Source organism: Streptomyces sp. DS1-CR2, from assembly GCF_055760475.1.
This window is the reverse complement of record NZ_CM147085.1, coordinates 1,749,317-1,761,339: the sequence shown is the minus strand read 5'-3', so window position 1 is coordinate 1,761,339 and position 12,023 is coordinate 1,749,317. Positions and strand designations below refer to the sequence as shown.

11 protein-coding genes and 2 pseudogenes are annotated in these 12,023 nt (G+C 70.8%); 9 read left to right on the top strand and 4 right to left on the bottom strand.

The window, feature by feature from the left end; all coding sequences use genetic code 11:
- The first annotated feature begins 7 nt into the window (after positions 1-7).
- The 3 genes from ACY0PA_RS08865 (at position 8) to ACY0PA_RS08855 (ending at position 2,880) form a co-directional block, all read left to right on the top strand.
- Positions 8-520, top strand: coding sequence for a peptidase (locus tag ACY0PA_RS08865; protein ID WP_473084137.1), 513 nt, complete (start codon positions 8-10; stop codon positions 518-520).
- A gap of 140 nt (positions 521-660) precedes the next feature.
- Positions 661-1,692 (top strand): EamA family transporter, encoded by a 1,032-nt coding sequence (locus ACY0PA_RS08860; RefSeq protein WP_473084136.1) that lies wholly within the window; start codon positions 661-663, stop codon positions 1,690-1,692.
- 282 nt (positions 1,693-1,974) lie between these two features.
- A complete protein-coding gene (locus tag ACY0PA_RS08855) occupies positions 1,975-2,880 on the top strand; it encodes a DMT family transporter (RefSeq protein WP_473086273.1) in 906 nt (301 codons plus the stop codon).
- Positions 2,881-2,966: 86 nt separating this feature from the next.
- Here ACY0PA_RS08855 and ACY0PA_RS08850 read toward each other — a convergent pair whose 3' ends face one another.
- Positions 2,967-3,665, bottom strand: coding sequence for a pyridoxamine 5'-phosphate oxidase family protein (locus ACY0PA_RS08850; protein WP_473084135.1), 699 nt, complete (start codon positions 3,663-3,665; stop codon positions 2,967-2,969).
- Between the two features lie 35 nt (positions 3,666-3,700).
- Between ACY0PA_RS08850 and ACY0PA_RS08845 the strand changes: the two genes are divergently transcribed.
- Positions 3,701-5,032 (top strand): aminotransferase class I/II-fold pyridoxal phosphate-dependent enzyme, encoded by a 1,332-nt coding sequence (locus ACY0PA_RS08845; protein WP_473084134.1) that lies wholly within the window; start codon positions 3,701-3,703, stop codon positions 5,030-5,032.
- On the opposite strand, the gene ACY0PA_RS08840 is transcribed toward ACY0PA_RS08845, so the two are convergent.
- The gene (locus ACY0PA_RS08840; RefSeq protein WP_473084133.1) at positions 5,023-6,048 is read right to left on the bottom strand and encodes a DMT family transporter; all 1,026 of its coding nucleotides are present in this window, start codon (positions 6,046-6,048) and stop codon (positions 5,023-5,025) included. The genes ACY0PA_RS08845 and ACY0PA_RS08840 overlap by 10 nt on opposite strands.
- 75 nt (positions 6,049-6,123) lie before the next feature.
- Here ACY0PA_RS08840 and ACY0PA_RS08835 point away from each other — a divergent pair, with 75 nt between their 5' ends.
- The gene (locus ACY0PA_RS08835; protein ID WP_473084132.1) at positions 6,124-7,098 is read left to right on the top strand and encodes a LysR family transcriptional regulator; all 975 of its coding nucleotides are present in this window, start codon (positions 6,124-6,126) and stop codon (positions 7,096-7,098) included.
- Here the strand turns inward: ACY0PA_RS08835 and ACY0PA_RS08830 are convergent.
- Positions 7,076-7,543 (bottom strand): pyridoxamine 5'-phosphate oxidase family protein, encoded by a 468-nt coding sequence (locus ACY0PA_RS08830; RefSeq protein ID WP_473084131.1) that lies wholly within the window; start codon positions 7,541-7,543, stop codon positions 7,076-7,078. The genes ACY0PA_RS08835 and ACY0PA_RS08830 overlap by 23 nt on opposite strands.
- A gap of 124 nt (positions 7,544-7,667) precedes the next feature.
- Here ACY0PA_RS08830 and ACY0PA_RS08825 point away from each other — a divergent pair, with 124 nt between their 5' ends.
- Positions 7,668-8,312 carry a cysteine hydrolase family protein gene (locus tag ACY0PA_RS08825; RefSeq protein ID WP_473084130.1) on the top strand — a complete coding sequence of 215 codons (645 nt, stop codon included), beginning with the start codon at positions 7,668-7,670 and terminating at the stop codon, positions 8,310-8,312.
- A gap of 9 nt (positions 8,313-8,321) precedes the next feature.
- Here ACY0PA_RS08825 and ACY0PA_RS08820 read toward each other — a convergent pair whose 3' ends face one another.
- Complete coding sequence (locus ACY0PA_RS08820) at positions 8,322-8,777, bottom strand: Rieske (2Fe-2S) protein (protein WP_473084129.1); 456 nt, start codon at positions 8,775-8,777, stop codon at positions 8,322-8,324.
- Between the two features lie 119 nt (positions 8,778-8,896).
- Between ACY0PA_RS08820 and ACY0PA_RS08815 the strand changes: the two are divergent.
- The 3 genes and pseudogenes from ACY0PA_RS08815 to ACY0PA_RS08805 form a co-directional block, all read left to right on the top strand.
- A pseudogene (locus ACY0PA_RS08815) lies at positions 8,897-9,001 on the top strand (HipA family kinase); the annotation flags it as partial.
- A gap of 367 nt (positions 9,002-9,368) precedes the next feature.
- Entirely contained in the window at positions 9,369-10,760 is a 1,392-nt protein-coding gene (locus tag ACY0PA_RS08810) for an IS1380 family transposase (protein WP_473081058.1), read from the top strand.
- A gap of 247 nt (positions 10,761-11,007) precedes the next feature.
- Positions 11,008-11,886: pseudogene (locus ACY0PA_RS08805) on the top strand (IS3 family transposase); the annotation flags it as partial.
- Between the last annotated feature and the right edge of the window lie 137 nt (positions 11,887-12,023).

The window sequence follows — 12,023 nt, the reverse complement described above, 5'->3', positions numbered from 1 at the left end:
GGGAGATGTGCAAAGCCCTACCCCGTCCGAGGCCGCGGCAAGCGGCCACAGCCGTGCAGATGTTGACGCCAGGCTCAGTCCCGAGCTCGCCTCGGTGGTGGCCGGCGCTCGCCGCAGAGCCGTCCGCGACGGGGACCGTCAGATCGACACCGCGCACCTCCTGCACTCGCTCCTCGAGACCGACCCGCAGGTGCGCGAGGCCTTCGACGGCGGCCCGCAGCTGGCCCGCCTCCTCGGCTATCTCGTGCAGCGGAGCATCGGCTACGGCCTCCAGTGGCAGGGCGCCGTCGAGGACTCGGGTGCCGTGCCCGTCGTGACGGGGCTCGGCTGGTCGCCTGCCGCAGCCGCCGCGATGGAGGCCGCGCTCGACCGCGCCGAGCGCCGCGGCGACCCGCGTGCGCGCGGAGTCGACCTCCTCACCTCCCTCGCGGCGGATCACGAGTGCCGCGCGGTCGAGGTGCTCGGGCGGGCCGGCGTCGATGCGGAGAGCCTGCGGCGGCATGTCGAGGCCGGGTGCTGAAGCGAGCGGTTACCGGTTGAGGCTTGGCTCTGTTCGGGGCGCGGCTTGTGAGGCCGAGCCCCCGTTCGTCATGCCCGGCGCGTCCGCCACATGAGACAGGGGTCATCGGGGGTGACGGTCATGACGTCGGCTGTCATGATGTGCCGGTGCATGCGTCTCAGGGACTTCAGGCGAACCGCGGGCGAGGTGTCGGACTGGGGCTCGCCCTTGTCTCGGCGCTCGCCTTCGGCGGTTCGGGTGTGGCGGCGAAGCCGCTGATCGAGGCGGGTCTCGACCCGCTCGACGTGGTGTGGCTGCGTGTCGCCGGCGCCGCGCTCGTCATGCTGCCCGTCGCCTGGCGCTACCGCTCCCTGGTCGTCCAGCGGCCCGCGCTGCTCGCCGGTTTCGGTCTGCTCGCCGTCGCCGGTGTGCAGGCCTGCTACTTCGCCGCGATCTCCCGTATCCCTGTCGGGGTCGCGCTCCTCATCGAATACCTCGCCCCCGCGCTCGTGCTCGGCTGGGTCCGTTTCGTGCAGCGCAGGCCCGTGACGCGCGCCGCCGCGCTCGGCGTGGTCCTCGCCGTCGGCGGTCTCGCCTGCGTCGTCGAGGTGTGGGCGGGCCTGAGCGTCGACCTGATCGGCCTGCTCCTCGCCCTCGCCGCCGCCTGCTGCCAGGTCGGCTACTTCGTCCTGTCCGATCAGGGCAGCGACGCGGGGGACCGGGCGCCGGACCCGCTCGGCGTGATCGCGTACGGGCTGCTCGTCGGCGCCCTCGTCCTCACGGCCGTGGCGCGTCCCTGGGGCATGGACTGGTCCGTGCTCGGCGGCAGCGCCTCGATGAACGGCACCTCAGTGCCCGCGTGGCTGCTGCTCTGCTGGATCGTCCTGATCGCTACGGTCATCGCCTACGTCACCGGAGTCCTCTCTGTACGCCGGCTCTCGCCCCAGGTGGCCGGCGTCGTGGCCTGCCTGGAAGCGGTCGTCGCGACCGTGTTGGCCTGGGTGCTCCTGGGTGAGCACCTGTCGGCACCGCAGATCGCAGGCGGCGCGGTCGTCCTGGTCGGGGCGTTCATCGCGCAGTCCTCGGCCCCGGCGAAGCCCGAGGTGGTGGCCGTGGCCGGTGGGGCCGCCCCGGGCGAGGCATCGCCGGAGTCGCCGGATAAGACGTTGTCCGGTCGCGGCGGCGCGAACTAAGGTGTTGATCATGCATTCACGCGCACTCGTGCTTCCGCCGCCGGCCGCTTGACGCGGGCGGTGGCCGTCCGGAGCATCGCGCTCCAGCGGCACATCTGACGAAGATCCGGCTCGGGACGCCCCGAGCGGGTCACGGCTGCCCGCAGACGACAGTCCGTGTCCCTGCCCCGCCCCCATCCATGGGCGCGGAGGCCATTCCTCGTGGAGAACCACGTGTCGCACACTGTCGCGGCTGACTCAGCCGACACCTCGTCCCGTACGTCGCCCGCCGGGGCAGCGCCGCTGCTGCCCGTCGGGCGCGGGCTCCTCTACCTCGTCATCGCCGGTGCCGCCTGGGGCACCGCGGGAGCGGCCGCCTCACTGGTCTTCCGGGCCAGCGACCTCGGCCCCGCCGCCCTGTCGTTCTGGCGCTGCGTGGGCGGCCTCGCCCTGCTGCTCGTGGCGCGGGCCCTGCGACCGCGCAGAACCCGGCCCGTCGCGGAACCGCGCCTGCGCAAGGCGGTGCGGATCGCCGTCACCGGGATCGCCCTGAGCGTCTTCCAGACCGCGTACTTCGCGGGGGTCCAGGCGACCGGACTCGCCGTCGCCACCGTGGTCACCCTGGGCGCGGGACCCGTACTCATCGCCCTCGGCGCGCGCCTGATCATGGGCGAACGGCTCGGCGGCGGCGGGCTGCCGGCCGTCCTGGGCGCGCTCGCCGGCCTTGCCGTCCTTGTGCTCGGCGGCGGTGGCGCGACCGTGCGTCCCGCCGGGGTCGCCTGGGCCCTGGTCTCCGCGGCCGGATACGCCGTGATGACGCTGCTGACGCGCTGGTTCGGGCGGGACGGCCGGTCGGGCGATCAACTCGACACCTCCGTCCTGACGTTCGCCGTCGCCGCGGTCAGCCTCCTGCCGCTCGGCGCGCTGGAGGGACTCATGCCGCACACCTCCCAGCCGCTCCAGGTACTGACGATGCTGGTCTACATCGCGTCAGTACCTACTGCGCTCGCCTACGCCCTGTACTTCTCGGGCGCCGCGGTCGTACGGTCCGCGACCGTCTCGGTGATCATGCTGCTCGAACCGGTGAGCGCCGCCGTCATCGCGGTCGCGCTCCTCGGTGAGCGGCTGACCGCGCCGACGGTGGCCGGCACGGTCCTGATGCTGGCCGCGGTGACCGGGCTGGCCGTCGCCGAGGCGCGAGCGAGGTAGTGGACCGGGCGTCCCGGTGCGCGTATCGACGCGGACCGGGGCAGGCTCGTCTCCCAAGGTGCCCTGGGAGACCCCCGGAACAGCCCCTACGGAGCCGTCAGGTAGTCCGGTACCGCGATGCCCGGCGCGAGGTCGTCGGCCGGGATCGGTGCGCCGTGGCCCTTGGTGAGCGGGACGACGCCGGTCCAGTACGGCAGGCCGAGGTCCTCCTCGTCGTCGTTGGGGCCGCCGGCGCGGACGCGGGCCGAGACCTCCGCGAGGTCGAGGCGGAGGACGGACGTCGCCGCGAGTTCCTTGTCGTTCCCAGGGCGAGAGTCCTGGGAACGGCCCGGCACCACGTGGTCGACGAGCGCGTCGAGCGCCGTGCGCTTCTCGTCGGGGTCGGTCACCTGGTGGGCGAGGCCGTGCACCACCACGGAGCGGTAGTTGAGCGAGTGGTGGAAGGCGGAGCGTGCGAGCACCAGGCCGTCGACATGGGTGACCGTCAGGCAGACCTGCAGTCCGGGGTCGGCCGCGCCCGCCATGCGCTGGACGCGCGCGCCCGTCGAGCCGTGCACGTAGAGGGTCTCGCCGATGCGGCCGTACAGAGTCGGCAGCACGACGGGGGAGCCGTCGCGGACGAACCCGAGATGGCAGATGTACGCCTCGTCGAGTATCGAGTGGACCAGCTCGCGGTCGTAGTACGTCCGCTCGCGCATGCGGGCCGGGACGTTGCGGTCGGTCGCCGGGTAGGAGGCGGAGGCGTCCCCGGAAGCGACGGTGCCGGGCTCGGATGCCACGCTCATTGCAAACTCCATTGCACTAGTGCATAATCTGCTTTGTGCTAGGAGAGTATCCGATCGAAGGACGGCGCGCAGCAGAGATTGCGGCCAGCGTGGAGCGCGCGGTCGGCGGGGGTGACCTGCAGCCGGGTCAACTTCTGCCGCCCATGCGAGAGTTGGCCCAGCATCTCGGGGTCAACCCCAATACGGTCGCGGCCGCCTACCGCACGCTCCGCGAGCGCGGAGTGATCGAGACCGCGGGGCGTCGCGGCAGCCGCGTACGGTCCAAGCCGGCGACGACGGCGCGTGAGCTGATCCGCGTAGACGTACCGGCCGGCGTGCGCGACGTCTCGAACGGCAACCCCGATACGGCCCTGCTGCCTCCGCTCGCCGAGGCCTTCGCCTGGGCGGCCGCGCAGGGCGACAAGGTGCCCGTCCTCTACGGGGACGGGCCTTTGGAGCCGGAGCTGGCACGCCACGCGCGCGTGGCCTTCGACAAGGACGGGATCCCCGAGGGTCCGGTCGCCGTCGCGTCGGGCTCCCTCGATGCCATCGAGCGGGTACTCGCCGGCCACCTCAAGCCCGGCGACGCCGTCGCCGTCGAGGACCCGGGCTGGGGCAGCCTGCTCGACCTGGTCCCGGCGCTCGGGCTGCGCCTGGTGCCCGTCGGCGTGGACGACGACGGGCCCCTGCCCGACGAGGTGGAGCGGGCCCTGAGCGCGGGGGCGCGGGCCCTGGTCGTCACCGACCGCGCCCAGAACCCCACCGGCGCCGCCGTCACCGCACCACGCGCGCGTGCGCTGCGCAAAGTCCTGGCGGCCCACAAGGACGTACTGCTCATCGAGGACGACCACGGACACGGGATCGTCGACCTGCCGCTGCACCCGCTGGCCGGTGTGACGCGGCACTGGGCCTTCGTACGCTCCGTCGCCAAGGCATACGGGCCCGACCTGCGGCTCGCCGTACTGACGGGCGACGCGGTCACGGTCGACCGCGTCCAAGGGCGGCAGCGCCTCGGGCCCGGCTGGGTGAGCCGCATCGTGCAGCGGGCCGTCGCGCGGCTGTGGACCGAGGGGGCGGTGGACACGCGCGCTGTCGCCGCGTCGTACGGGCAGCGGCGCGACGCGCTCATCGCGGCCCTCGCCGAGCGCGGGGTCGAGGCGCACGGCCGCAGTGGCATGAACGTGTGGGTGCCCGTGCCGGACGAAACGGGGGCGGTCGCGCGGCTGCTCCACGCCGGGTGGGCCGTCGCACCGGGGGCGCGCTTCCGGATGGGGGCGGCGCCCGGAGTGCGGATCACCGTGTCGACGCTCGGCGCGGACGACATCGGCCCGGTGGCCGACGCCGTCGCGTCCGCCACCGGGCCGGCCCCCGCCCGCCGTTACGGCTGAGCGCTACGCCTAGGGGTCCGCGCCCTGGACTGAGTGAGCGCCGCGCCCGCGAGCACGATCACCGCGCCGATCGGGGTGGACCAGGTCAGGGACTCGCTGAGCAGGGCGACTCCCGCGGCCGTCGCGATCACCGGGATGAAGTACGTGACCATCTGCGCCGTGGTCGGACCGACCTCCGCCACCAGGCCGTACTGGATGAGGAACGCGAGGCCCGTACCGAGCGCGCCCAGGGCGACGATCGCGAGCAGGGGAACGACCGGGAGGTGGGCCGGGAGCGTCGTGAACACCGGGGTGACGACGGCCAGTTGGACCGTGGCCATCAGGAGCTGCGCTCCGGAGAGCGACAGGTTCGAGTGGCCGGTCCCGGCCAGCGTGCGGCGCAGGTAGATCCAGCCGACGGGGTAGCTCAGCGAGGCGAGCAGCGCCATGGCCGTGCCGGCCAGGTCCAGGCCGTGGAAGCCCTGCCACACCCCGAGGACCGTGAGCACCCCCAGGAAGCCGATGCCGAGCCCCGCGACGCGGCGGCGCGTGGGCCGGTCCTCGGAGAGCGCCACCAGCGAGAGGGCCATGCCCCACAGCGGCGACGTCGCGTTGCAGATACCGGCCAGCGTCGACGGGATCGTCTGCTCGGAGAACGCGAACAGCGAGAACGGCAGGGAGTTGAGCAGCAGCGCCGCCACCGCGATGTGCCCCCACGTCCGCAGGCCGCGCGGCAGCCGCTGACGCTTCACGGCCATGGCCACGGCGAGCACGGCCGTTCCGAACGCGAGCCGCCCCAGCGTCACCTGGAACGGCGCGTAGCCCTCGGTGCCGACCTTGATGAGGAGAAAGCTGAAGCCCCAGATCAGCGACAGGACGCCGAAGCGGACGCGCCAGTCGAGAACGCGGCGGGGGCGGGCGGAGGCAGGGGACTCGACAGGGATCTCGGAAGGGCCGGAGACCGGTTTATCGGTAGAGATCTTGGAAGGCGCGGGGGCCGGAGTCGCAGCGGACGACGAGGAGGCGACGGTGCTCATGGACCTAACGATGCCGCCTCAGAACCTCTTAGTACAAGCGAGATCTGTTCCCTGGTATCGCTTAGCATCACTTACATGTTGAACCTGGAGCGCCTGCGCACCCTCGACGCACTCGCCCGCCACGGGTCCGTCAGCGGCGCCGCGGCAGGACTGCATGTCACGACGTCCGCCGTCTCGCAGCAGATGGCCAAGCTGGAACGCGAGGTCGGGCAGCAGCTTCTCGCCAAGAACGGCAGGGGGGTGCGCCTCACCGACGCCGGGCGGCTGCTCGCCGAGCATGCGGGGCGGATCCTGTCCCAGGTCGAGCTCGCGCAGTCAGACCTGGAGGCGCACCGCGGGCAGGTCGTGGGGGAGCTGCGGATCTCCGCGTTCCCGACCGCGGCCCGCGGCCTCTTCCCGCGCGCCCTCGCGGCTCTGCGCGCCGAGCACCCGGGGCTGCGGCTGCGCTCGCAGGAACTGGAGCCCGAGCTGGGGGTCGCCGGGGTCGTGCGCGGCGACCTCGACCTGGCGGTCGTGCTCGACTGGTACAACAAGCCGATGCCGCTCCCCGAGGGGCTCGTCAAGGCGGCGATCCTCGACGACCCCGCCGATGTCGCGATGCCGGCGGACCACCCACTCGCCGGGCGCCGCGAGGTGGGCCTTGAGGACTTCGCCGACGACGAGTGGATCACGTGGGGCGAGGGCGAGTTCTGCCACGAGTGGCTGCTCTTCACGCTGCGCGCCAAGGGCGTCGAGCCCCGCATCGGCCATCGCGCCGCCGAGACCCACACCCAGCTCGGCCTCGTCGCCGCCGGGCTCGGCGTGTGCGTGGCCCCGCTCCTCGGGCGCGATCCGGTGCCGGACGGGGTCGTGACCGTGCCGGTGCGGCAGCGCGTACGCCGGCACGTCTACGTCGTGTGGCGGGCCGACGCGGACCGGCGGCCGTCGATCAGGGCGGCGGTGAAGGAGCTCCGTAGCGTGGGCGCGAGCCTGGGCGGGGGCATCACCAAACGAGAGGGCTCCCACGAGAGCGCTCCCCGAGTGAGAGCTAGAGCGAGGCCAGCTTCCTGAAGTCCCACGACGCGATCTTGTCGGGCGTGAGCCGGGCCCAGGCGTGCCGGCCGTCGTGCACCATCTCGTCCATCGCGAAGTTCTTGCGGGCGAACAGTCGCTCGGGGACGTCCAGTTCGGGCACGGGCTCGCCGGTGCGCGGGCTCTCCCCGACGAACTCCACCGTGCCGGACAGCTCGGCGCCGCGCAGCTCCCCGTACTCCTCGCCGGCGTCGATCACGACGGCGATCCTCGGGTCCTTGAGGAGGTCGGCCCAGCGGCGGCTGCGTGTGATCGAGTACAGCCACAGGCAGGCGCCGTCCCAGACGAACCACAGGGTGCTGACGTGCGGGGCGCCGTCGGGCGAGACGGTGGCGACGCGGCACGTGCGCTGGGACCCCAGGAAATCGTCCAGCTCGGCCGGCGTCATCATGATCTTGCGGCCCCGACGCTGTGTGACGGCCATGCGTACTCCCCTTCGCGGACTTCTTGCTGACGGTGTGTCAGATCAGAAGCATGCGGTGTCTTCCCCTGTGACGCAATGGTGGCTAATCTCTCGCCGCTCAGGACGCCTGCGACAGGGGAACCACGTGCCGTCGTACGAAGAGCTCGCCGAACTGCTCGATCCGGCCACCGCGGTACTGCTGACCGTGGAGTGCCAGCAGGGGGTCGTCGGCCCTGACAGCGCCCTGCCCGAACTCGCCGAGGAGGCCAGGTCGTCCGGCGCGCTCGGCAATGTGGCGCGGCTCGTCGCGGGCGCCCACGAGAGCGGCGTACAGGTGCTGCACGCGGTCGCGGAGCGGCGGCCCGACGGGCGCGGGGCCAACCACAACGGACGCCTGTTCCGCGCCGCCGCGCGCCTGCCCGTGCAGCAGATCTCCGGCACCAACGCGGTCAGGATCGCGTCGCCCGTCGAGGTGGCGGACGAGGACATCGTCGTACGCCGGCTGCACGGCCTCTCGCCCATCGCGGGCACCGACGTGGACGCCCTGCTGCGCAACCTCGGCTGCCGGACGCTGATCGTCACCGGCGTCTCGTCGAACGTCGCCATACCGAACGCCGTCTTCGACGCGGTGAACCGCGGCTACACCGTCGCCGTGCCCGCCGACGCGATCGCGGGGGTGCCGTCCGACTACACCGCCGCGATGATCCGCAACACGCTCGCGCTCGTGGCCACCGTGACATCCACGCAGGACGTGCTCACCTGCTGGAAACGCCCGCGCCGAGGCCGCTGACCCGAGTCGCTACGCGAGCGTGATCTCGTCGCCCGAGACGGTGATCTCCTTGGCGGCCAGGGGCCGCGTGGCGGGCGGGTGCTTCACGCTGCCGTCCTCGATGGAGTACTTGCTGCCGTGGCAAGGGCAGTTGATGGTGCCGCCCTCGACCGCGGTGACCGGGCACTGCTTGTGGGTGCAGATGTTCGTGAAGGCCTTGAACTCGCCCTTCTTCGGCTGCGTGACCACCACGCCCGCGTCACCGAAGATCTTTCCGCCGCCGACGGGGATGTCCGCGGTCTTGGCGAGTTCCTTCCCCGATCCGTCCTGGGCCGCGCCGCCCTTGGTCGCGTCGCCCGACGGCTCGGACGACGAATCGTCCGAGCTGCCGCACGCGCTGAGCGCGGCGGCGATACCGGCGGCTCCCACCGCCGCGACGACGGTACGGCGGGTAGGGGCGGATACGGACTCGTGCGAAGCGGTCATTACTGGTGTTTCCCTTCGTTCCAGGGGGGTGGCACACACTCGTACGGGCTGCCGGACCGGAACGTTCAATGCCGGATCGACTTTTCCTACGGCCATGGTGTGTCGCCTAACCTGGGGCAATGCTCACCGAAGTCACGGCGACCCGCTATGTCACCCCGATGAGGGAAGGCGGATCGCTCCCCGGGCTCGTCGAGGCCGACGATCTCGCCCCGTACGTCATGAAGTCTTCCACCTGGCCCCGCTGACCAGGGCGTTCATGCCCTGGAAGCCTCCTGACCTGCACGTACGCGTCTTTCTCGATCTTTCATGGTCGTGCGGTCTTGTGCAGCCGATTCTCCCCAGGCGCTCCCCAGGGGGCTAAGTTCTCCCCAGATTCTCCCCAGCGGGCTTGCCTCGTAAAGGCTTGTCGGCGTGGTCAAAGGGGTCTGCTGCACGATCGGGTGGCATCTTGACCTGCCCCACCTCTCAGCCCGGATCCACCGGCTTGCCGCCTGTGGATAGTTCTTCCGGAAACGAGGAAGTGCCTTGTGACCTGGGATGATGGGGTTTCTCTAGGACCACATCAGGCACGATCGGCAAGGCACTTCCGAGATGCAATCTTCCCATGCCGCCACGGCGGTCTCGTCCGCGTTCGATGACCCGAATCTGATCGCGTACGGCGGGCTTGAGCCAGTGGTGCGCCTGGCCGAGCGATGCGGCCTGCCCACGCTGGCCGATGAGCTCATCCGGCTTCCGAAGTCGAAGGACGGCACCGGGGCCTTCCCCGCGGCGAAGCTGATGTCGCTGGTGGGCGGTATGGTCGCGGGTGCGGACAGCATCGAGGACATGGACCGGCTGCGGCACGGCGGACTCGGTCGTTTGTTTTCGGGGGTGCGGGCCCCGTCCACGCTGGGCAACTTCCTGCGCTCCTTTACCCACGGGCATGTGAAGCAACTGCACGCCGTGGCCCGCCGGTTGTTGCCCCGCCTCGCGGCGCACACCCCGCTGCTGCCCGGCGCGGATCAGGTCGCCTATGTGGACATCGACGACACGATCCGCCGCACCTACGGCTATGCCAAGCAGGGCGCCGGATACGGATACAGCAAGGTCAAGGGGCTCAATGCGCTGCTGGGGATCGTCTCCACACCCCTTGCCGCCCCGGTAATCGCCGCCACCCGGCTGCGCAAGGGACCGTCCAACTCCGCGCGCGGGGCAGCCGCGTTCGTGACCGAGACCATCCGCACCGCCCGCGCCTGCGGCGCGAGCGGCCTGCTGGTCGTGCGGGCCGACTCCGCGTTCTACGGCGCCGATGTCGTGAACGCCTGCCGGACCCTGGACGCCCGCTTCTCGATCACGGTGCGGATGAACGCCTCCATCAAGGCCGCCATCGCGCGCATCGACGAGAACGCCTGGACGGCGATCAAGTACCCCAAAGCGACCTGGGACGAGGAGGGCCAGTGCTGGATCTCGGACGCGGAGATAGCCGAGATCGACTACACGGCCTTCACCTCCAAGCCGAAGCAGCAGCAGGTCATCGCCCGCTTGATCGTGCGGCGGGTCAAGCGTCTGGCCCCCGATACCGTCCCCGCCGGTCAGGGCACGCTCTTCGATACCTGGCGCTACCACGCCGCGTTCACCAACTCCCCGCTCTCGCTGGTGGACGCCGAGCGTGATCACAGGCGGCACGCTGTCGTGGAACAGGTGATCGCGGACGTCAAGAACAGCGCCTTCGCGCACGCCCCCTCCGGCTACTTCCAGGCGAACGCCGCCTGGCTCACCCTGGCCGCCGTGGCGCACAACCTGACCCGTGCCGCCGGAACTCTGGCCGGAACCTTCCACGCCAGAGCGACCACCGCCACGATCCGCGACCACCTCATCAACGTGCCCGCCCGCCTGGCCCGCACAGCCCGCCGCCTCACCCTCCATCTACCCGAACGCTGGCCCTGGCGAGGCGACTTCATGCAGCTGATCACCGTCTTGCACGCGCCACCGTCCACGGCCTGACACGCCCTGACCGACCCGCCCGAAAGGGCCCGAGACCTACGGACATGTGGAAGAGCTGGGCAGACCAGCGGCCATTCCATGCCCGAACCCGCAGATCAACCTCGGACCAGCCCGAACACCCCCGAAACGATCACTCTCAAAACAAGCCGGTGGATCCGGGCTCAGGTTCCAGTTCTGGTGGCTAACTGACGGCCTTCACGAAAGGCTGCCGGACATGCCCCGCGCCTACCCCGCTGAGTTCCGCGCCCGTGCGAACCCGGTGATCGACCGCCTCGTCGATGCCGGGGCACCGGTCGACCGATGCTGCCGGATCCTCGGGGTCGCCCGGCAGAACTACGACAAACACAAGCGCACCCCCACCACACCGCGGCAGTTACGGCGGGAGTGGCTGACCGGGCTGATCCGGGAGGTCCACGTCGCCTCACGGGGCACCTACGGCTACCGCCGCATCCACGCCGAGCTCACCCTGGGAATGGGACTCCAGGTGTGTTCGAGGACCGTCTCGGTGCTGATGACACAGGCCGGGATCCACGGACTGCCCGGACCAGTGCGAGTGAAGCGCCTGCGTGGCGTCGTCACCGCCGACGACCTGGTCAACCGGAAGTTCCATCGGCTGCGTCCCAACGAGCTGTGGGTCACCGACATCACGCAACACCGCACCAGGGAAGGGTGGGTGTACTGCGCGGCGGTCTTGGACGCGTTCAGCCGCAAGATCGTGGGTTGGTCGATCGACTCCAGACGGGACTCCACCCTCGTGGTCAACGCGTTGGACATGGCCATCCGCAACCGCCGCCCCGAACCAGGCGGGATAGTGCACGCCGATCACGGCGCCCAGTTCACCTCCTGGGTTTTCGGTGAGAAGATCCGCTCCGCCGGGCTCCTGCCCTCGTTCGGCACCGTCGGAGACGGCCTGGACAACGCGATGATGGAGTCGTTCTGGTCCTCGATGCAGATCGAGCTGTTGAACCGCAAACGGTGGAAGACCCGGGTTGAATTGGCGAACGCGATCTCCGAGTACGTCGAGGTCTTCCACAACCGACAGCGGCGCCACTCAGCACTGGGCTACCGCACACCGATCGAATACGAACTACGCTTCGAGCAAGACACCATCCCCGCCGTCAGTTAGCCACCACAGCTGGAACCCAAACCGTGGGGCAGGTCAACCTGGCACCCAACGCTGCAGCAGACCTGACTGACATGAGCTGGGGAGGGCAGTGCATGTCGTCTCACCTACCCCTCTGGCTCGCGATCGGGCCATCTGCC

Coding starts and splice junctions, on each gene's coding strand:
- ACY0PA_RS08850 (WP_473084135.1), bottom strand. CDS start 3,665: ATGAGCGTGGCATCCGAGCCCGGCACCGTCGCTTCCGGGGACGCCTCC.
- ACY0PA_RS08840 (WP_473084133.1), bottom strand. CDS start 6,048: ATGAGCACCGTCGCCTCCTCGTCGTCCGCTGCGACTCCGGCCCCCGCG.
- ACY0PA_RS08835 (WP_473084132.1), top strand. CDS start 6,124: ATGTTGAACCTGGAGCGCCTGCGCACCCTCGACGCACTCGCCCGCCAC.
- ACY0PA_RS08830 (WP_473084131.1), bottom strand. CDS start 7,543: ATGGCCGTCACACAGCGTCGGGGCCGCAAGATCATGATGACGCCGGCC.
- ACY0PA_RS08820 (WP_473084129.1), bottom strand. CDS start 8,777: ATGACCGCTTCGCACGAGTCCGTATCCGCCCCTACCCGCCGTACCGTC.
- ACY0PA_RS08810 (WP_473081058.1), top strand. CDS start 9,369: ATGCAATCTTCCCATGCCGCCACGGCGGTCTCGTCCGCGTTCGATGAC.